The sequence below is a fragment of the Lactobacillus apis genome (assembly GCF_003150935.1).
GTDB classification, from domain to species: domain Bacteria; phylum Bacillota; class Bacilli; order Lactobacillales; family Lactobacillaceae; genus Lactobacillus; species Lactobacillus apis.
This window is the reverse complement of sequence record NZ_CP029476.1, coordinates 1,011,105-1,030,984: the sequence shown is the minus strand read 5'-3', so window position 1 is coordinate 1,030,984 and position 19,880 is coordinate 1,011,105. Positions and strand designations below refer to the sequence as shown.

The 19,880-nt window shown below is 37.4% G+C and carries 16 protein-coding genes; 10 read left to right on the top strand and 6 right to left on the bottom strand.

All coding sequences use genetic code 11. From position 1 onward, the window contains the following. The first annotated feature begins 100 nt into the window (after positions 1–100). Positions 101–1,438 carry a type I glutamate--ammonia ligase gene (gene glnA / locus DKL56_RS04950; protein WP_109715627.1) on the top strand — a complete coding sequence of 446 codons (1,338 nt, stop codon included), beginning with the start codon at positions 101–103 and terminating at the stop codon, positions 1,436–1,438. Positions 1,439–2,141: 703 nt separating this feature from the next. Next, positions 2,142–3,326 (top strand): MFS transporter, encoded by a 1,185-nt coding sequence (locus DKL56_RS04945; protein ID WP_109715626.1) that lies wholly within the window; start codon positions 2,142–2,144, stop codon positions 3,324–3,326. Between the two features lie 146 nt (positions 3,327–3,472). Here the strand turns inward: DKL56_RS04945 and pyrE are convergent, their stop codons facing one another. Continuing rightward, a complete protein-coding gene (gene pyrE, locus DKL56_RS04940; RefSeq protein WP_046307214.1) occupies positions 3,473–4,108 on the bottom strand; it encodes an orotate phosphoribosyltransferase in 636 nt (211 codons plus the stop codon). Further along, positions 4,109–4,816: an orotidine-5'-phosphate decarboxylase gene (pyrF, locus tag DKL56_RS04935; RefSeq protein WP_109715625.1), complete on the bottom strand. Its 708-nt coding sequence runs from the start codon at positions 4,814–4,816 to the stop codon at positions 4,109–4,111. A gap of 244 nt (positions 4,817–5,060) precedes the next feature. Between pyrF and DKL56_RS04930 the strand changes: the two genes are divergently transcribed. The 7 genes from DKL56_RS04930 to DKL56_RS04900 all read left to right on the top strand — a co-directional run bounded on the left by DKL56_RS04930 (position 5,061) and on the right by DKL56_RS04900 (position 13,783). After that, the gene (locus tag DKL56_RS04930; protein WP_109715624.1) at positions 5,061–5,984 is read left to right on the top strand and encodes a dihydroorotate dehydrogenase; all 924 of its coding nucleotides are present in this window, start codon (positions 5,061–5,063) and stop codon (positions 5,982–5,984) included. A gap of 237 nt (positions 5,985–6,221) precedes the next feature. After that, positions 6,222–6,761: a bifunctional pyr operon transcriptional regulator/uracil phosphoribosyltransferase PyrR gene (gene pyrR, locus DKL56_RS04925; protein ID WP_046307209.1), complete on the top strand. Its 540-nt coding sequence runs from the start codon at positions 6,222–6,224 to the stop codon at positions 6,759–6,761. Positions 6,762–6,920: 159 nt separating this feature from the next. Beyond that, entirely contained in the window at positions 6,921–7,877 is a 957-nt protein-coding gene (locus DKL56_RS04920) for an aspartate carbamoyltransferase catalytic subunit (RefSeq protein WP_109715623.1), read from the top strand. Next, on the top strand, positions 7,877–9,151 hold the full coding sequence (locus DKL56_RS04915) for a dihydroorotase (protein ID WP_109715622.1): 1,275 nt from the start codon (positions 7,877–7,879) through the stop codon (positions 9,149–9,151). The genes DKL56_RS04920 and DKL56_RS04915 overlap by 1 nt, the downstream gene beginning before the upstream one ends. After that, positions 9,152–10,237 carry a carbamoyl phosphate synthase small subunit gene (locus DKL56_RS04910; protein ID WP_109715621.1) on the top strand — a complete coding sequence of 362 codons (1,086 nt, stop codon included), beginning with the start codon at positions 9,152–9,154 and terminating at the stop codon, positions 10,235–10,237. It begins immediately after the preceding gene. After that, positions 10,230–13,412: a carbamoyl-phosphate synthase large subunit gene (gene carB / locus DKL56_RS04905; RefSeq protein ID WP_109715620.1), complete on the top strand. Its 3,183-nt coding sequence runs from the start codon at positions 10,230–10,232 to the stop codon at positions 13,410–13,412. Before DKL56_RS04910 ends, carB begins: the two co-directional genes overlap by 8 nt. Positions 13,413–13,489: 77 nt before the next feature. Beyond that, the gene (locus tag DKL56_RS04900) at positions 13,490–13,783 is read left to right on the top strand and encodes a hypothetical protein (protein ID WP_109715619.1); all 294 of its coding nucleotides are present in this window, start codon (positions 13,490–13,492) and stop codon (positions 13,781–13,783) included. Positions 13,784–14,581: 798 nt separating this feature from the next. Here DKL56_RS04900 and DKL56_RS04895 read toward each other — a convergent pair. The 4 genes from DKL56_RS04895 to DKL56_RS04880 form a co-directional block, all read right to left on the bottom strand. Continuing rightward, positions 14,582–14,884: a hypothetical protein gene (locus DKL56_RS04895; protein WP_109715618.1), complete on the bottom strand. Its 303-nt coding sequence runs from the start codon at positions 14,882–14,884 to the stop codon at positions 14,582–14,584. Position 14,885: 1 nt separating this feature from the next. After that, positions 14,886–17,282: a Xaa-Pro dipeptidyl-peptidase gene (locus DKL56_RS04890; RefSeq protein WP_109715617.1), complete on the bottom strand. Its 2,397-nt coding sequence runs from the start codon at positions 17,280–17,282 to the stop codon at positions 14,886–14,888. Positions 17,283–17,378: 96 nt separating this feature from the next. Next, positions 17,379–17,735, bottom strand: coding sequence for an arsenate reductase family protein (locus tag DKL56_RS04885; RefSeq protein WP_109715616.1), 357 nt, complete (start codon positions 17,733–17,735; stop codon positions 17,379–17,381). 81 nt (positions 17,736–17,816) lie between these two features. Beyond that, positions 17,817–18,854 carry a PTS sugar transporter subunit IIC gene (locus DKL56_RS04880; protein ID WP_109715615.1) on the bottom strand — a complete coding sequence of 346 codons (1,038 nt, stop codon included), beginning with the start codon at positions 18,852–18,854 and terminating at the stop codon, positions 17,817–17,819. Positions 18,855–19,284: 430 nt separating this feature from the next. Between DKL56_RS04880 and DKL56_RS04875 the strand changes: the two genes are divergently transcribed. Continuing rightward, complete coding sequence (locus DKL56_RS04875) at positions 19,285–19,770, top strand: hypothetical protein (RefSeq protein ID WP_074425117.1); 486 nt, start codon at positions 19,285–19,287, stop codon at positions 19,768–19,770. The last annotated feature ends 110 nt before the right edge of the window (positions 19,771–19,880 follow it).

Here is a 19,880-nt window from a genome sequence, read left to right as displayed (position 1 = left end):
TAATCTATTAATCAAGTTTTGAGCAAGGTTTGGAAAACTGTGTTCGGGCTATACCAATTGTTAGTTATTTATAGTTGTTTATATTTTTAGGTGGAAAAGCATGACAAAGAAAATTACAGCAGATGATATTAGAAAGAGCGTTATTGATGATGACGTTCGCTTTATTCGATTGGCTTTTACAGATATTAATGGAACTCTTAAAGCAGTAGAAGTTCCAACTAGCCAATTAGACAAGGTTTTGACTAATGATGTTAGATTTGATGGTTCTTCAATTGATGGCTTTGTTCGTCTAGAAGAAAGTGACATGATTTTGTTCCCAGACTTTTCAACTTGGTCAGTACTACCTTGGACAGATACTCGTGGTGGTAAAATCGGTTGCTTGATTTGTTCCGTTCATACAACAGATGGTGAACCATTTGAAGGTGATCCACGTAATAATTTGAAGCGAATTGAAAAGCAAATGAAGGACATGGGCTTTTCTGCATTTGACATCGGTTTTGAAGCAGAATTCCATTTATTTAAATTAAATGAAAAAGGTGATTGGACTACTGAGGTTCCAGATCACGCTTCATACTTTGACTTAACTTCAAATGATGAAAGTGCAAGTTGCCGTCGTGATATCGTTGAAACTTTGGAAAGTATCGGTTTTGAAGTTGAAGCAGCTCACCATGAAGTTGGTGATGGCCAACAAGAAATTGACTTTAAGTTTGACGATGCGTTGGCAACTGCGGATCGTGTACAAACTTTCAAGATGATTGTTCGCGAAATTGCTAAAAAGCATGGCTTGTTCGCAACATTCATGGCTAAGCCATTACAAGGTCAAGCTGGTAATGGTATGCACACTAACATGTCTTTGTTCAAAGATGGTAAAAATGCTTTCTACGATAAGAATAATGAGTACCACTTATCAAATACTGCTCTTTACTTCTTAAATGGTATTCTTGAGCATGCTCGCGCAATTACAGCGGTTGCTAACCCAACAGTTAACTCTTATAAACGACTTATTCCTGGTTATGAAGCACCAGTTTACATTTCCTGGGCATCTAAGAACCGTTCTCCAATGGTCAGAGTACCCTCGGCTGAAGAAGTTAATACTCGTTTAGAAATGCGTTCTGCTGACCCAACTGCTAACCCGTACTTGCTGTTAGCAGCATGTTTGGAAGCTGGTCTAGATGGTATCAAACGTGAAAAGATGCCAATGGATCCTGTAACTTGCAACTTGTTTGAAGTTAGTGAAGAAAAACGCAACGAAATGGGTATCAAACCTTTACCTTCAACACTGCACAATGCACTTAAGGCATTCAAGGAAGATAAATTAATTCAAGAAGCACTTGGTGAACATCTTACCCAAAGCTTTATCGATTCCAAGGAACTTGAATGGGCACAATATGCCGAAACAGTTTCAGATTGGGAAAGAAATCGCTACATGGGCTATTAATTAACAAGAAATATAGTAAAAGCGAAACAAGCGATTGTTTCGCTTTTTATTTGCTACAGTATTTTGGAGTTAAAAAACTGAAAAATTATGAATTAGAAGGTTTGTATCAAAGTTGGTCAACTAAATATACTTTTATGGGAATTTGATTCTCTATTCTTTAATGATGGTATTAACAGTACAGGTATTATGGGAGACATACAGTACCTAGAAGAAGCTTCTTGGGATATAGCTGATAATCTAAAAAAGCGTGGCCTAAAATCAATCATTGGTGAAGAAGCAGTTGCTTGTTGCCTATGTCTTTAGTAATTTTGGTAGTATTGTCAAAATTAAAGTTTTAGAGACTAAAACTAATTTTTAATAATAAAAAAGATACTTCATGATATGACCCCCTAAATTTGGGGGTCATATCATTTTGGGGTTCACATCATCAAAGTATCTTTTTTTATTTGTAAATTTTTACTGCAGCAAATAAAACGAGGGATAGGCTTGAAGGAAAGCTGTCTGCTAAAAATTTTGAGCACTTAGCTAATGCTAATCACGCAAAAAAACTGAAAGACATTGATAAAAAAATCTGGATTACATAGATTTGATCAATGTCTTTTTGTAAAAATAAAAATTTGCAAGGAATCTGCAGTTAACTCAAAATATTATAAGTGATAGAATAAAAATATTAATCTATTTTTAAAACTAAGTGAGAGATTAAATGGCTAAAGAAAAATCAATTTATACCAAAGACGTAATTCTAGTGATGGCAGCTTCGTTCTTTTTTATGTTCAGTACAATGTTTGTTAATCCACTAATTAACGGTTATGCCAAAAGTCTTGGAGCAAGTAGTGCATTTGCAGGCGTTATAGTCGGCATTATGAGTATTGCATCAATGTTTCTAAGGCCAATAGCAGGGAATTTAACAGATAAACTTTCTAAATACTGCTTATCATTGATTGGCGGTATTTTAATCATGGTAGGTGTGATTGGCTATGTCATAGCTCCTGCTAGCAATTGGCTATTAATTTTTCGCTTGATTAATGGTGCAGGGTTCGTTCTATGTACTGTTTGCATGTCTACGTGGCTAGCATTTTTGGTTCCTCGGGCTCATGTTGGCCAAGCTATGGGCTTTTATGGCTTAATGAATGCTTTGGCAATGGCGGTTGCTCCGGCCTTGGCAATTAATGTTTATCAAAAAACTGGTTACCGACTAGCACTAATTGCTTCTGCAATTGCAGCTTTTATGATGGTCATTATCATTCAATTTGTTGGTAATCGTGCAAATCCTAAAAAAGGTACGGCTAAGAAAAAGTCCGGTTCTTCGCATCATTTTAAAATTATTCAAAAAAATGTCCTGCCAATCGCACTGCTGACCACATTATTTGCTTTTCCTTATTTTTCCACGCAAGCTGATTTGGTTACTTATGCTCAAGAACGTCATCTGAATGTTAATGTAGGATCATTCTTTTTAATTTATGCTGTGGTTCTATTAGTAATTAGAATTTTTCTAAAGAACTTTTTCGATACAGTCAAATTTGGTATCTGGTTTTGGGTTAGTATTGGAGCCACTTTGATCTATCTGCTTTTATTATCAACTATGAAGAATAATTTGATGATGGCCTTAGCTGCTGCTTTTATGGCAATTGGCTATGGGGTAATCTATTCAATCTTGCAGTCAACAGCACTTCTTTTGGCGCCAATTAGTGAGCAGGGACTAGCAAGTAGCACTTTTTACTTGGGATTAGATATTGGGATGGCATTTGGTCCAATTATTATGGGATTAATTAGCGATCTTTTGCCAATTAAATTTTTCTACCCAATTCAATTGCTGTTATTACCACTAATGTTGATCGTTTACTGGCGTTACCATACCCGATTGAATGGAGCAATTAATCATCATTAAAAGTGTGATAAGGCCTAGGGAGACAAATAGACTAGAAGTATGTAACATAGACAATTTTTCGCAAAAATTTGCGTGTAAATTACGATTGCAACTAAAAAAGTGCAACTAAACGATTGTTTAGCTGCACTTTTTGTTAGCAAGATTAATTATTGGAACTTTTTACCCCATTCCCATGGATCTTCGTGCCACGTTTTTAATGCTTCATATTCATCAGAACTAATGTAGTTCATTTCTTTTTCTTTTTGAAGTAGTTGGGGATAGGTGAGTAGAGGACTGAAGTCTACACCTGCATCAGCAAAGTTCTTTTTAGTATCACTAAGGTAGTAAGTGAAGATTGAACCTACACCGATGACGTTGCCACCTTCATTTTCAGTCGCCTTAACGGCGTTGATGACAGAACCACCTGTTGTAATTAAGTCGTCGATTAAAACAATTTGATCATTTTCAGTAAAGCGTCCTTCGATTTGGCGACCTTTTCCGTGATCTTTAGGTTTTGGTCGAACATAAATCATTGGTAAGCCTAATTTGGTGGCAACCCAGGCTGCATGAGGGATTCCAGCAGTAGCAACACCACCGATTACTGATACATTAGGATATTTTTCTTTAATCAATGCGGCTAAGTCAGTAGCAATCCAGTCGCGTAAATCCGGATAAGAAACTGTCAATCTTAAGTCAGTGTAGATTGGTGATAACATACCACTGGCATAGGTATAGGGTTTGTCAGGTGAAATAGTAATAATTTTTTCTTCAACAAGTTTGTTAATGATCTGATCTTGATACATTTAATTGAACTCCTTTTTAATTTTTTGATATGTCAATTCTGGATTATCTGCTTGTGTGATTGATCGTCCAACAACAATCGCGCTAGAACCAAATTCTTTAGCTTTTTGTGGTATTGCAACACGCTTTTGATCTCCATTGGTGTCACTTGCTAAACGAATGCCGGGTGTGACGTATAAAAAGTCATCTCCAACTTCTTTTTTCAGTTTTTCAACTTCAAGTGGTGAACAAATTACACCATCAGCGCCAGCTTTCTTAGCTGTTTGGGCAAGGCTAACAACTTGCTCAGCCATTGGTAATGAACAATTTTGTTCATTTGCCAAGATTGAATCTGAAATGGATGTGAGCTCGGTTACTGCTAGCAGTTTAGGAATTTCCTTTCCTTCAGGAGTTCCGTCTATCAATCCTTTTTGTGCAGCTGCAATCATTTCACTACCACCAAGAGCATGGATAGTTGTACAAAAAATTCCAAGTCGAGCAAGCTGTTTAGCTGCTTGATAAACTGTGTTTGGAATATCGTGTAGCTTTAAATCTAAAAAAATGGGGTAACCTTGCTGAACTAGTTTTTTAACTAAGTCCGACCCGGCGTGATAGAAAAGTTCCATTCCAATTTTTAAATAAGTATTTTCGGGCTTGCCTAGTTTTGCCAGTAGCTTTTGAACATCATTTTCATTGTCATAGTCCAAAGCTACAAATACCGCTTTTTCCATTAAAAACCTCCACAAGCAAAAAAGCCTATTCTGGTACAAGAGTGCAACAAAATAGACTTTTTATTTAATTTAAGTCATGTTCAACTTGCGGTCTCTCTGTACCGTTTAAAGTTTGTCAACATTGAGATTACCACCTTCATCAATAAAATACAACCAATTTTTAGTTTTTAAAAAATGAAAAAACGTGTAAAATAGAGCCAAAAATAATTGTAATGACTGAGAGCATTCATTTTTGGAGGAACTTATGACAAATATCAGCGTAAAATTACCAGGACTTAATTTAAAAAATCCAATCATGCCTGCTAGTGGTACTTTTGGTTTTGGCGACGTACCAGCAGCTAAGAAATTTGATTTGAATGAATTAGGCGCACTAGTAATTAAAACAACTACGCCAAAAGCGCGAGTTGGTAATCCGCAACCACAAATTGTCGTTTTGGACAATGGGGTACTTAACTCGGTTGGCCTAACAAATCCAGGAGTTGATCAAGTCGTAAGCGACAAACTACCTGAATTGAAAAAGAATTATCCGATGTTGCCACTAATTGCAAGCGTAGGTGGTGAAAGTGAAGAGGGTTACGTTGAAGTAGCAACTAAATTAGCTAATTCAAACTTAGTTGATGCACTAGAAATCAACTTTTCCTGTCCTAATGTTGCTGAAGGTGGCATGACCTTTGGTGTTCATCCTGAACTCATTGAAAGTTTAACTGCTAAAATTAAGGCTGCGGTTAATGTGCCAATTTATATTAAGTTAACGCCAAATGTAACAAGCACAACTGAAATTGCGCGTGCAGCAGAAGCTGGTGGCGCTGATGGATTGGCAATGATTAACACGGTAACTGGGATGCGGATTGATCTTAAAACACGTAAACCACTTTTAGGTAACAATATCGGCGGTTATTCTGGTAGCGCTGTAAAGCCCATTGCACTGTATCAGATTAATCAAGTGCGTCAGGCTACTAACTTGCCAATTATAGGAATGGGTGGAATTGAATCTGCAAAAGATGTTGTTGAATTTATGCTAGCAGGTGCTAATGCAGTCGAAGTTGGCAGTGCTCATTTTAAGGATGCATTAGCATGTCCACATATTGCACGTGATTTGCCAGCGGTACTTGAAGAACTAGGTGTCGAAGACATTAATGACTTAGTTAATCAGGTCGAGTTAAACTAAGTTTAACAAATAAGAGCAAATTTATGTTTGATACTCTTTCTTGAATTCAGCTAATAACCTAAGATTTTTAGTTGACAAGTAGGAGTGGAACACGTATATTTAAATAGAAATATGTCCTTTAAATTAGTCCAGTGAGGCTAGCAAGGCAGGCTTAATTAAGTATCAAACTTTTTAGGAAGCACCTAGTCTCATTTAGACTAGGTGTTTTTTCATAGCAACGGTAATAGGAGAAAAATGATGGCAAAAGAAATCTGGGATGCGCTTGCAATGAAGCGTGCTTTGACACGAATTACTTATGAAATTATTGAACATAATAAAGGCACAGAAGATTTAGTTTTAGTTGGTATCAAAACTCGTGGTGTTTATTTAGCACAACGTATTCACGATCGGATTCAAAAACTTGAAGGCGTAGATGTACCTTTTGGTCAACTTGATATCACACTTTATCGTGATGACCGTCATGACGCTTCATTAAAACAGGATCCTGTTGTTAACTCGGATGAATTGGGTGTTAATATTACCGATAAACATGTAATCCTTGTTGATGATGTTATTTACACTGGCCGAACAATTCGCGCAGCTATGGATGCATTAATGGACATGGGACGTCCGAGCTCAATTTCTGTTGCCGTGTTAGTTGATCGCGGTCACCGTGAGTTACCAATTAGAGCTGATTTTGTCGGTAAAAATATTCCAACTTCTTCAAACGAGCAAGTTGCCGTTAAAGTTGAAGAAATTGATCAAAAAGATAGTGTTGAACTGCAACCACTATCGTGATAAAAGTTATGATTTAATTCAACCATTTAATTGACTCCAGAGAGGGTCAGAAGGGCTTGAGTTTCTTTTGTGCGGCACTGCATAAAGTAAAATTCCCTTTTGATAAACCTGGAGTAAAAGCTTCCGGTTTATTTTTTTGCAAAAGAAAAGAGTTTTAAAATGAAAACGACCAATTTAGTCACTTTATCATCATTCGTCAGTGTTGAAGACCTGAGTGTGCAAGAAGTTGAAGCATTGATTGCGCGCGCACAATACTTTAAAAATGGTGGTGCTAGACCTCATTTAACTGAGCCTGTATATGTTACAAACATGTTTTTCGAAAATTCTAGTAGGACACATACCAGCTTTGAAATGGCTGAAAGAAAGTTAGGTTTAACGGTTATTCCGTTTGATCCATCTCATAGTTCAACTAAAAAAGGCGAAACGCTTTATGACACTTCTTTAGTTATGCAAGCCGTTGGAATTGATCTCGAAGTAATTAGACATCCTGAGAATGAATATTATGAAGAGTTAATCCATCCTAAGAAAAATGAGCATTTAAACATTGGCGTAATTAATGCCGGTGACGGTAGTGGACAACATCCTTCGCAATGCCTACTAGACATGATGACAATTTACGAGCAATTTGGTCATTTTAAAGATCTCAAAATTGCAATTGTTGGTGACATCACTAACTCAAGAGTAGCTAAGAGCAGCATGGAGCTCTTAAATAAGTTAGGTGCACAGGTTTACTTTTCTGGCCCAAGCTACTGGTACGACAGTAAATATGATCAGTATGGTCAGTTTAAAGAGCTTGATGAGTTAGTCGACCAAATGGATGTCATGATGCTCTTACGGGTTCAACATGAACGTCACGCCGGGGATCCAAATGAAGCACAGTTTGATGCAAGCAAATATCACGAAGAATTTGGAATTAACCAGCAACGCTATGACCAAATGAAAGATGATGCTATTATTATGCATCCAGGTCCAATTAATCGGGGAGTTGAATTGGCAAGTGAGCTGGTAGAAGCACCTAAATGCCGCTTTGTTCGCCAAATGGAAAATGGTGTATTTATGAGAATGGCAATGATTGAAGCTGTAGTGCGTGGGCGCAAGCTAGGAGGCCTTTCCTAATGTCAACTGTAATTAAAAACGGTCAACTTTTTATCGGGGACCGGATTGAATCGGGCGATCTCTTAATTGAAAAAGGCAAAATAGTTGCTATTGGACAATCACTTACAGGAGACAATGAAATTGATGCAGGTGGAAAATTAGTTAGTCCTGGTTTAGTTGATGTTCACGTTCATTATCGTGATCCAGGTCAAACTAATAAAGAAAACGTGCAGACCGGTTCTAAAGCAGCAGCACACGGTGGATTCACTACTGTTGGTGCCATGCCAAATGTTATTCCAGTACCTAACACACCGGAATTAATGTCTGAGATGGTTAAAAATAATCAGGAACATGGTGTGGTTCATATCATGCAGTATGGTCCGATAACGACAGATGAAATAGGCGATAAGATTCCGGATTATCACGGCTTGAAAGAAGCGGGCTGTTTCGCATTAAGTAACGATGGTAAGGGTGTTCAGAGTGCACAAACAATGTACTTGGCCATGCAGCAAGCAAAGAAGAATAATCTAGTCATCGCTGAGCACGCGCAAGATGATTCACTGTTTAATCTGGGTGTAATAAATGAAGGAAAAAAAGCAGAGGAGTTTGGGGTGCGGCCAGTTACTGAGCTAGCTGAAACAACGCAAATCGCACGTGATCTATTGCTTGCACAAAAGACAGGTGTGAGATATCACATTTGTCATGTTTCAACCGAAAAGAGTGTGGCATTGGTAAGACTTGCCAAGCAGGCAGGTATTAATGTTACTTGTGAAGTCGCACCACATCACTTATTAATTGCAGATTACGACATCCCTGCAAATGACGGCAACTATAAAATGAATCCGCCACTGAGAAGTAAGGCTGATCAACAAGCGCTAATTGAAGGTTTACTTGACGGTACAATTGATATGATTGCAACAGATCATGCTCCGCATACCCAAGAAGATAAGGCAGGTGGTTTTGCAAAAGCCGCCTTTGGCATCACTGGAAGCGAAACTGTCTTTAGCGAATTATATACCCATTTTGTTAAAACTGGTGTTTTTTCACTAACGCAATTATTGAAATGGTTAACTGTTAAACCTGCCGAGGCATTTGGACTTAGTCAATCGGGCAGGATAGCGTTAGGACAACCCGCAGATATTGCAATTTTTGACTTGAATAGTAGTCATAAAATTGCCGAAACCGATTATTTATCAAAAGGAACTAATACTCCTTTTACGGGGGATGAAGTTTATGGTCAAACATCCATGACCATAGTCGATGGTAAAGTTGTTTACCAAAAGGAAGGAAATTAAATGAGATACTTAATCTTAGAAGATGGCAGCATATATGAAGGAGAAAGCTTTGGGAGTAAGAAAGAAACCAAAGGTGAAGTCGTATTCACAACAGGTATGACAGGCTATCAAGAAGCTATTACGGATCAATCATATGCTGATCAAATTTTAGTTTTTACCAATCCGTTAATTGGTAATTATGGGATTACGCTGGCAGATTATGAATCACTTGAGCCTGGCATTAAGGGCGTGATTTGCCATCAAGTTGCACGCTACCCAGATAATTGGCGGATGCAAACAACTTTACCAGACTTTTTGGAAAGCTTGGATATCCCAGGAATCCAGGGAATCGATACTAGGGAACTGGTTAAAAAGTTGAGAATGCACGGAACTATGAGAGGACAAATCTGCGATTCAAAAGAAGAAGCAGAAACAATTGCTTCTGAGCTTAAAAAGACCAATGTTACTCAAGGTGTAATTAGTCGAGTTTCAACTTCTACTTCTTACCCTGTACCTGGTTCAAAACGTAATATCGTTGTAATTGATTTTGGCTTAAAGAACAGTATTTTACGTGAGCTTGCCAAACGTGACTGTAACTGTGTTGTTTTACCTTACACAGTTTCGGCCGAAAAAATCTTATCATTGAAACCAGACGGTGTGCTCTTGTCCAATGGACCTGGTGATCCGCTTGAAATGGCAGATGCCGTAGAAATGGTTAAAGAGGTGGAAAAGCATATTCCTTTGATGGGTATATGTATGGGTCACCAAGTATTTGCTCTAGCTAATGGTGCCAAAACTTATAAAATGAAATTCGGTCACCGTGGTTTTAACCACCCAGTGCGTGAAATTGCAACTGGTAATATCGGCTTTACTTCACAAAACCATGGATACGCAGTTGATCGCGATTCAGTTGATCCAGAAAACCTCATGATTACTCACGTTGAAGTTAACGACGGCACTGTAGAAGGATTACGCCATAAAAAGTATCCAGCTTTTTCAGTTCAATTCCACCCAGACAGTACCCCTGGACCTCACGATGAAGAAAGTATTTTTGACTATTTCATGCAAATGATTGATCAAAGAAAGGAAGCACAGAAGCATGCCTAAAAGAACAGATATCAAAAAAATAATGGTGATCGGTTCTGGTCCGATTATTATTGGTCAAGCTGCCGAATTTGACTATTCGGGAACGCAAGCCTGTCTTGCTTTACGTGAAGAAGGTTATGAAGTAGTACTGGTTAACTCTAATCCAGCAACAATTATGACTGATACAACAATTGCCGATAAAGTATATATTGAGCCATTAACAGTTGATTCAGTCTCACGTATCATTCGTCAAGAATATCCTGATGCAATTTTACCTACTTTGGGTGGTCAAGTTGGCTTAAACATGGCCTTATCCTTAGCTGAAACTGGTATTTTGGATGAGCTAAATATTGAACTTTTGGGAACTAAACTTGAGTCAATCGAACAAGCAGAAGACAGAGAGAAGTTCAAAGAACTGTGTCAAAAATTGGGTGAACCGGTTCCGCCTTCAAAGAGTGTTAAAACCGTTCAAGAAGCTTTAGACTTTGGCGATGAAATTGGCTATCCAATAATTGTTCGTCCTGCTTTCACAATGGGTGGAACAGGTGGCGGTATTTGTAATGACCGCGAAGAACTTGCTAATGTTGCCAAAAATGGTTTGGAATTGTCACCAGTAACTGAATGTTTAATTGAAAAATCAATTGCTGGCTACAAAGAAATCGAATTTGAAGTAATGCGAGATCACGATGATAATGCCATGATCGTATGTTGTATGGAAAATTTCGATCCAGTTGGTATTCACACAGGAGATTCAATTGTTTTCTCGCCTTCTCAAACTCTATCTGATAAAGAGTATCAGATGCTTAGAGACTGTTCCTTGCGTTTGATTAGAGCTTTGAAGATTGAAGGGGGATGTAATGTTCAGTTAGCCCTTGATCCTAATAGTTTTGACTACGATGTTATCGAAGTTAACCCTCGTGTTTCAAGATCATCAGCCTTAGCTTCTAAAGCAACTGGTTATCCGATTGCCAAGATGGCAGCTAAAATTGCAGTCGGTCTGACTTTAGATGAAATCAAGAATCCTGTTACTGGTACAACTTTTGCTGAATTTGAGCCTGCGCTTGATTACGTTGTCTGCAAGATTCCACGTTTTCCATTTGACAAGTTTACCAAGGCTGATCGTCAACTTGGTACACAAATGAAAGCCACTGGAGAAGTAATGGCAATTGGTCGTACAGCTGAAGAAGCATTCCAAAAAGCTGTACGTTCACTTGAAATTGATCAAAAGAACTTTTTCTCCAAAGAGGCACATGAAGCAAGCGACGAAGATCTTGAAACTAAATTAGTTAAAGTGCAAGATGACCGTCTCTTCTATATTGCTGAGGCCTTTAGAAAAGATTACTCAATTTCAGACGTGCATGAGTTGACAAAAATTAATTTCTACTTCTTGGATATCGTTAAGCACATTGTTGAATTAGAAAAAGAAATTCAAGCAAATCCTGATGATATTGCCACATTAAAAAATGCCAAGAAATACGGTTTTAGTGATGATACTATTGCCAACTTGTGGAATGAAAATGTAAATCAGGTACGTAATTTACGTAAGAGCAATGGCATTATTCCAGTCTATAAAATGGTTGACACTTGTGCTGCAGAATTTGTTTCTAAGACACCATACTTTTATTCAACTTATGATTTTGAAAATGAAAGTTTGAAAACCAACAAGAAGTCAGTTTTGGTTGTTGGTTCAGGTCCAATCAGAATTGGTCAAGGGGTAGAATTCGATTACGCTACTGTTCACTGTGTGAAGGCATTGCAGAAAATGGGATATGAAGCAATTGTCATTAACTCTAATCCAGAAACTGTTTCAACTGATTTCTCTATTTCAGATAAATTATACTTTGAACCATTAACTTTAGAAGATGTCTTAAACGTTTGTGACTTAGAAAAGCCTGAAGGTGTCATTATTCAGTTTGGTGGACAAACCTCAATCAACTTGGCTGCGGGCTTAGAAGAACATGGAGTTAAGATCTTAGGTACTAGTGTGGCTGATTTGAACCGTGCTGAAGACCGTGAATTGTTTGACCAAGTAGTTAAAGAATTAGGATTAAAGCAACCTCAAGGTATAACTACTACCACGCACGACGGTGTAATTGAAGCAGCAAAGCAACTTGGTTATCCTGTTTTAGTAAGACCTAGTTATGTGCTTGGTGGTAAGGCAATGGAAATTGTTTATACTGAAGCAGAACTCGAAGATTACTTAAATAATCACGTTGATATCGCCAGTAGCCATCCAATCCTGGTTGACGACTATCTTGACGGTCGCGAGTGTGACGTTGATGCAATTTGTGATGGCGAAACAGTTCTAATTCCAGGAATTATGGAACATATTGAACACGCCGGAGTCCACTCTGGTGACTCAATGGCTGTTTACCCAGCTCAAACCTTTACCCCTGATATTAAGCAAAAAATTGCTGATGTTACCAAGAAACTAGCCTTGAAGCTAAATTGTCATGGTATCATGAACTTGCAGCTAATTGAGCGTGATGGGGAAATTTATATTATTGAAGTTAACCCACGTGCTAGTCGAACAGTTCCATTTTTGAGTAAAATTACTGATATTGAAATGGCACAAGTGGCAACACGAGTTATTATGGGTGAGAGCTTGAAAGAGCAAGGTTATGCTGATGGCTTGGCTCCCGAACCAAAAATGATTAGTGTTAAGGCACCTGTCTTTTCATTCAGTAAGCTTGCTGATGTCGATAGTTACCTTGGACCAGAAATGAAATCAACTGGTGAGGTTATGGGTAGCGACTTGAGCTTCCCTAAAGCATTGTACAAGGCCTTTTCAGGCGCCAATATGCAAATTCCTGACAGCGGCAATGTTTTGTTAACAATTGAGGACCGTGACAAACAAGCAATCTTACCGATTGCCAAAAGATTTGCTCAAATCGGTTACAGAATTTTTGCCACTAGTGGAACAGCTAACTTCTTGCGGGATAATGGCCTTCATGTAACTGAAGTAAGTAAAATCCATGAAGAAAAGGAAGACAACCTTTTAAGTGAGTTTAAAAATGGTAAGATTGATCTAGTAATTAATACAATGGGGCACGATGTGGCCAAAAACTCTGATGGCTTCATTATTAGACAAAATGCAATCCAGCAAAATATTCCATTGATTACTAGTCTAGATACAGCGCGAGCACTATTAATCGCTTTGGAAAATCGTTCATTTATAACAACGAGCTTAAAATAGAAAAAAGCTAACAAAAAGAGAACTACAGGATATCTGATATGACCCCCAAATTTAGGACAAATTTGGGGGTCATTTTTATGTCTAAATTATCTAAACAAGATAAAATTGAAATCTATCATCTTTGGCATGATTATCAAATCGGTTCTATTGAGTTAAGTCAGCGTTATCGGGTTGGCAAATCTAATATTAGTTACTTGTTGGCTTTAATTGACCGTCACGGTCTAGCTATTTTAAACCAGCCGTTTACTACTTATACAAGTAATTTTAAGGAGCAGGCTCTCAAGCGAATCGTAGTTAACCATGAGCCCCTTTATTACGTAGCACTAGAAAAGTTATGGCATGTTGTCCAATTAACTGCGCGAATACCGTGAAAATGGATATAATATCGTTAACAAGTAGAGAGGACAACCGCTTACGCCAGCAGAACTTAAAGCTGAAAATCGAGAACGAATTTATAAAAAATTGAGCGTCTTAATCGACCAGCGGACCAAGAACCGCAAGCCTCGGAAATAGCCCTGGCAGTCACCCAACTAAGAAGCGAGCTTAAGGTCAATGTAACTTTTATTCTTGATGCCATTAATGCCAACTTGAATCCGCCCCGTCTTTCTCGTAGTAATTACTACTACGCGCTTTAAAGAAGAAGGACAAAGATCGGAATAATTAAGAAATAATGGCTGAAATCAGAGCTATTTATGAAGAATACAAGCACCACTATGGCTATCGCCGCATTACTGTATAGCTTAGATGTCACGGTTTATTAATCAATCATAAAAAGGTGCAGTGCCTAATAACAAAATGAAATTATTTGACATAGTCAGTAAACGCTGGCACAAATACAACAGCTATCGCGGTACTCAGGGTCTGATTAAGCCTGACTCGATTAAACGCAGCTTTAGTGCGGTTTATCACCATCACAAATGGTATTCAGATATAACTAAGTTTAAGCTCAAGGTGCAAAAGACCTATTTATCACAGATCATTGATGTGTGTACTCTATTGAAATGAAACTTAAAAAATTTAAGGTTGGTTTTGACGGTGGTAATTTTTTTCTATTGTTTTATTTGAAACCGATAAAGCATGAGCTTTTTGTCACTTTTTCAACTGCTCTAAGCAAATAAAAGAAGGCACTTTAAAGTGCCTTCTTTTACTTTAGTGATAGATGGGTCTTATCAAATATCATTAGGATCTATATATTCACGTGTCAATCTTGCAACCTCTGAAAGATCAAGTCCATAATCAGTTATTGAAACTTCATATTCAAAAGCATGAATTTCATCGACTTCTTCTGCCTTACCATAATTAAAGAAGGCACCAAGCGTTCCACATAAATGTAAAATGGTAGAGAGACTTTCAGTAGAATACACAACAATAAAAACGCTATTTTTATATGATTTTTCAATTTTATATTCAAAATCATTTTTAATACTTGTTTTTATAACAAGTATTAAATCTTCTTGCTTTTTTTCGTCCATTTTATTTTTCGTTAAATTTGATTTCTGTTTTTGCGAGATCAATCGTATAAGTTGTTTCTTCAAGTGGTCGTTTGGTCATGCCTTGGTCAGTTGAATAGATAATTAAGCATAGTTTGCTGCCTACTGGAACTTTATAGTAAGTAGGTTGTAATTCAAAGCTCAAATCATAGAATTCTCCGGGCTCAATTGCTGCAGGTTTTTGCATGTCCGCATAATTCTGTAGATTCATGTGAGCCTTAGTTATTAATTTAGCATGAGATAGCTTATCAGGAACAAATTCTTGCAATGTATCTGTTCCAAAACGAAAACCAAGTTCTTGGCCATCACGCATCAGAAATTTTGGTACTTCAGTTAGACGCTTACGGTCACCAAGTTCCACTAGAGCAACAGAAATTTGGCCTTTGTTAAGACTAGATGAAACACGTAATTTTACTTCAGGACGCCCAACAATAGTTACTGGGTGAATAAACTCATCTGTTGTAAAGCGAAGACTAGGCTTAGCCCATTTTTCATCACCAGCAATAAATTTATCTTGCCAAGCACTTTCAGAAATTTTAGCTGCTTTAAAATCTTTACCACCTAAATCAAGAAAAGCAAGCTTCTTTTTGCCGTTACCATCTTTTTGCAATTCGGCATCGTCAGTTGGGTAGTAAACTACTTCTTGACCAACGTCATTGCTCCAGTCCTCTTCATCGTGCCAGATATCGGCCTCGAGATTGTCTTGAATCATGACAGTTGGCCATTGATTATAGGCATTATTTTCGATACCCAATAATTCGTGAACAAACCATAAATTCATTAAATCAGTGAAATCAATTGATACCAAGTTATTCATATTATAATGAGGTCCTTGGTGTAAAAATAGGTGATGCTCAACCGGTAAGTCTTTTACTTTTTGCCAAATTTTATAGACGTTTTTCGGCTTGACGTTCCAGTCGTTTAGGCCATGAACGCTAATCCAAGAGCAGTTGATTTTATCTGTATGATGGCGGTAATTTCTATTTTCCCAATAATCAGAATATTGGCCCGTTTTACGGTCTTCTTTTTCTAGTAGACTAGCCTGCATTTCATCATATTTAGGCTTAATCTTAATGTAGTCACCTGAATCTAATAAGTTAGATTGACAAGTTTCTGCTAATAAATCTAAGTCTTCACCTTGACAATCTTCAGGAGCGATTACAAGGCCGTGTTCACGGTAGTAGTCATACCAAGAAGATATAGCAGCTTCAGAGACAACTGTCTTTAATCCAGCAACACCAGTAGTTGCGATTGCAATTTGTAAAGTCCCTAAATATGAGCGACCGGTCATTCCAATATTATGGTTGCACCAATCTGCTTTAATCTCATGTTTTCGCGAGCGGTCGGTATAGGCAATTCTGTCTCCATGAAGCCATTCAATAATTTCTTTGGCACTCTCAGTTTCTTCTGGGGCACCTGTGATTCGCAGCCCATCACTTCCTCGTGTACCGATTGCACCAGCAAAAACACTGGCAAAGCCGCGAGCTAACAAATATTCATTTAGGGTATAAGAAGATTTGCCGACAGCCATTTCAGTTGCAGAAGAAGTATTTTCATCACTAGGTTTTCTCGCTTTGACTACAGCAGATGGCTCGTACTGTGGATTTGTCCATTCAGTAGCATCCGTCAGATTTTCGTCAACATTATGGTCACGTTTTTCGTTGTCAATAATTCCACCAAAGTAGGGACTAGCTGTATACAAGGCTGGAACAGGCATTTTTTCACTTTCGAAAGGACGAAAAATAGTTGCTTGAAGTAAGTCGGATTGGCCGTCGCCATCAGTATCTAGATCACTTTCAACATAAACAACTTCTCGAATTACTTTGCTAGTGTCAAATACTGGTAAGCTTTTACCGTTCAAGAAGACAAACTGGTTAGTAGGCAATTCATTTTTACGGTTATAAAAATAGCCTTTGCCAGCCATTACATCGATTAGCAGCTGACCGTTTTTGGTACGCGTACTTAGTAATCGGTAAAAGGCACTAATTAGTTCTTCTTTATTACTAATACTGTCGACCATTGGCAAAGCTTGCTTTTTCATTGTCTTGCAGGGATCATTTAGGTCGTAGTCATAATGAACACGGTAGTCCAATAACTGTAAAGCGATATTGTAAAATTCAATCAATGAAATTTCTTCTGGTTTTGTATCCAAGAAAGCTGCCAAGGTTTGTGTAGGTGAAACAGCAAATTCATTTAGTTTTGTAGCACGAGCATTTTCATCATTTGGCTGAACTTCAGCCCGACAATTTTCTACCATTTCGGCTAATAGTTGCGCAAAAGATAGATCCTGATAGTTAGCAGGCAAAAATTTAATTTGTAGTAGTTCTTTAACCTGCGTTTCTAATTTTGTTTCAACATATGCATACTGGTTATATTTCATCTTGTCCTCCTTATTATTTTCTTATTTTACCTGTTCTTGAGATGTTACGAAAGTTTAAAAAGAGGATAAATAAAAAACGGATTTTTACATCCGTTTTTACAGCCAAGTTTTTTCATATAAATCTTCTTTAAAGCCACAGGTTAGTTTTTCACCGTCAACAACTAGTGGGCGTTTAATTAGTTTACCGTTCTTCGACATCATATCGGCAGCCTCTTCAATTGACATTTCTGGAACGCGCTCTTTTAAGTTCAACTTGCGGTAGTCTTGACCATGAGTATTAAAGAAATATTTTAGCCCTCGATCTTGGTGCATTGTCATCCACTTAACAAGATCTTCTTTTCGAGGAGGTTGCTCAACTAAATCTTGAAAAGTGAAGTCAACATTATGATCTTGAAGCCATTTTTGTGCACTTCTAGAAGTTGAACAACGTTTATAACCATAAAAATTAATCATTATTATTTCCTTTTCTTAATCATCTTGGCACTTATTATAGCAGTGATTAATTAAATAGAAAATATATAGGCTAAGTCATTTTTATTCAAAATCTAATTCGAAATCTTTGCCAGTGAAAAAGTGGGTTTTAACTGATAATAAGTAGTTGGCAATAATTCCAAGTGCGATCGGTAAAATGAAAAAGAGGATTGTAATTAAAGCAATGTTAGCAAAATTAGCTTGTCGGCCGGTCATAGCAGCAACTGGTCCGATCAAACCGGAGAAACCGAATCCAGCACTCATTGGATTACCAACAATTCCAAAGATTGCGCCTAAAGCACCCATAATTCCAGCGTTAACTGCAAGTGGAATCAACAGCTTGGGTTGAGTAAGTAGGTTTGCCATCTGCATTTTTGGTGAACCCAAGAAATGCGCAATTGAGGTACCGAATGAATTTACTTTCCAACCAAAAATTGCTAGGGCAAAAGCTGCAGCAGTAATTCCCAAATTGGCAGAACCAGCCGCGATACCGTGAATACTAATTGCAGTTGCGATGCCGACAGATGAAATAGGTGAAACGACAAGGATTGCAAAAACAATTCCCATCAGTGTTCCCATTAGAATTGGTTGGAGCGATGTTAGATGTTCAATTCCTAAACCAATTATTCTCGTAAATGCACTGATTGGAATTCTGGTGAGACTTCCAATTCCACCTGCAACTACCAAAACAATTAGTGGGACAAGTAAAATTGTGTATGCCTTTAACTTTTTACCTAAAAACAGGACTAATGCGTAGGCAACCATGATCGTGACTGCGACATTAATTACGTCACCGTTGCCGATTACCACAACTTTACTGTTTTGAATCGTAAAGTTACCAGCTGCAGCAGTAGCTGCAAGTGCAATGGATGAAGTTTGGATAGGGGTCAACTTACCAGTCATACCAACACAAACGGCACTAATTGCAGGTAGAAGTGAAGAAGCAAAAGTAGTAAAGGTAAGGATGAATCCTAGTTGAGGAAACATGGGTAGGAGTACTTTAATTAATTGACTAACTAAAGCGCCTGGAATTAACGCGACTACTATTCCTGTGGATAGGCCATTAAGCGTATCTAAGGTAATTCTTTTTAAAATTTTCATTCTTTTCTCCCGAAATAAAAAACTCACACAGTCAATCGCTGTGTGAGCATTACTCGAGAAGAAGTACTTAAGCTACGACACACAGCATTTTATTTGAACTGTGTGTCTAAGACAATACAAATTAGGCACTCAGATCATTCACTAAAGTACCAAAAATAATATTTAACTGGTGTTAGATTAGTTTTTATGTTTGTCATAATAATCCGTACCTCTCATAAATATTTAATCAATATCATACTAAACTAAATTTTAAAAAGCAAGCAAAATTAAAAATAAAATATTTAGTGTAAATATTAAGTACTAATCATAAATAGAAAATAATTCCTAAAAAATAAACTATTTAATACTTGTTAAGGACACCTTTGTTGAACTAAAATATTCAGTAATTGCATTATGGATTTTCCATAATCAGGTTTGAGAAAAAGGAGAAGTGATTAAAATATCTACGTTTATTAATTTTATTAGCTTTTTGGGTGACTGGTTGCTCTTTTCTTTTCCTTTATATCAGGGATTGATGGAGCTTTATGATTATAAGTGGTTTTTGACCGAATTTAATCAGTCTAGTAAATCACAACCGAAAATCTCACCACTTTATTGGATTGCACCAATAGTTAAGATTTATCTTGAGAAAAAACGTGCAGTGAAAATTTTAGGTGACATTATCAAGAATGAATCAGATTTGAGAACTGCAATGAGTTTTATTGACAAAGCTACGGCTTGGTACTTTGTGTCACTTGGTGGTTGGCTTAAGATGGTCTCATCTTTATATGAGTTCTTAGGCGAGCTTCACATTGAAAGTGTCCTCTGGCTAATTGTCGGTACAGTCATTTTAACTTTCTTAGGTATTTCTTCGGCATACTACCGTATTAATCCTAAGCGTCAAGAAAATCTGATTTCAAAACTCAAAGACAATTAAGTTATTAAGTAATTTACAAATCAAAAGGGCCTCAACTTAAAGTTGAGGCCCTTTTTGCTAGTAGTCATTCTGGTTTACGAAAAAACCACCCTTACAAATTGTAAAGGTGG

What these genes read in the sequence shown, in the direction of transcription:
- glnA (WP_109715627.1), top strand. Translation starts at nt 101, where the DNA reads ATGACAAAGAAAATTACAGCAGATGATATTAGAAAGAGCGTTATTGAT.
- DKL56_RS04945 (WP_109715626.1), top strand. Translation starts at nt 2,142, where the DNA reads ATGGCTAAAGAAAAATCAATTTATACCAAAGACGTAATTCTAGTGATG.
- pyrE (WP_046307214.1), bottom strand. Translation starts at nt 4,108, where the DNA reads ATGTATCAAGATCAGATCATTAACAAACTTGTTGAAGAAAAAATTATT.
- pyrF (WP_109715625.1), bottom strand. Translation starts at nt 4,816, where the DNA reads ATGGAAAAAGCGGTATTTGTAGCTTTGGACTATGACAATGAAAATGAT.
- DKL56_RS04930 (WP_109715624.1), top strand. Translation starts at nt 5,061, where the DNA reads ATGACAAATATCAGCGTAAAATTACCAGGACTTAATTTAAAAAATCCA.
- pyrR (WP_046307209.1), top strand. Translation starts at nt 6,222, where the DNA reads ATGGCAAAAGAAATCTGGGATGCGCTTGCAATGAAGCGTGCTTTGACA.
- DKL56_RS04920 (WP_109715623.1), top strand. Translation starts at nt 6,921, where the DNA reads ATGAAAACGACCAATTTAGTCACTTTATCATCATTCGTCAGTGTTGAA.
- DKL56_RS04915 (WP_109715622.1), top strand. Translation starts at nt 7,877, where the DNA reads ATGTCAACTGTAATTAAAAACGGTCAACTTTTTATCGGGGACCGGATT.
- DKL56_RS04910 (WP_109715621.1), top strand. Translation starts at nt 9,152, where the DNA reads ATGAGATACTTAATCTTAGAAGATGGCAGCATATATGAAGGAGAAAGC.
- carB (WP_109715620.1), top strand. Translation starts at nt 10,230, where the DNA reads ATGCCTAAAAGAACAGATATCAAAAAAATAATGGTGATCGGTTCTGGT.
- DKL56_RS04900 (WP_109715619.1), top strand. Translation starts at nt 13,490, where the DNA reads ATGTCTAAATTATCTAAACAAGATAAAATTGAAATCTATCATCTTTGG.
- DKL56_RS04895 (WP_109715618.1), bottom strand. Translation starts at nt 14,884, where the DNA reads ATGGACGAAAAAAAGCAAGAAGATTTAATACTTGTTATAAAAACAAGT.
- DKL56_RS04890 (WP_109715617.1), bottom strand. Translation starts at nt 17,282, where the DNA reads ATGAAATATAACCAGTATGCATATGTTGAAACAAAATTAGAAACGCAG.
- DKL56_RS04885 (WP_109715616.1), bottom strand. Translation starts at nt 17,735, where the DNA reads ATGATTAATTTTTATGGTTATAAACGTTGTTCAACTTCTAGAAGTGCA.
- DKL56_RS04880 (WP_109715615.1), bottom strand. Translation starts at nt 18,854, where the DNA reads ATGAAAATTTTAAAAAGAATTACCTTAGATACGCTTAATGGCCTATCC.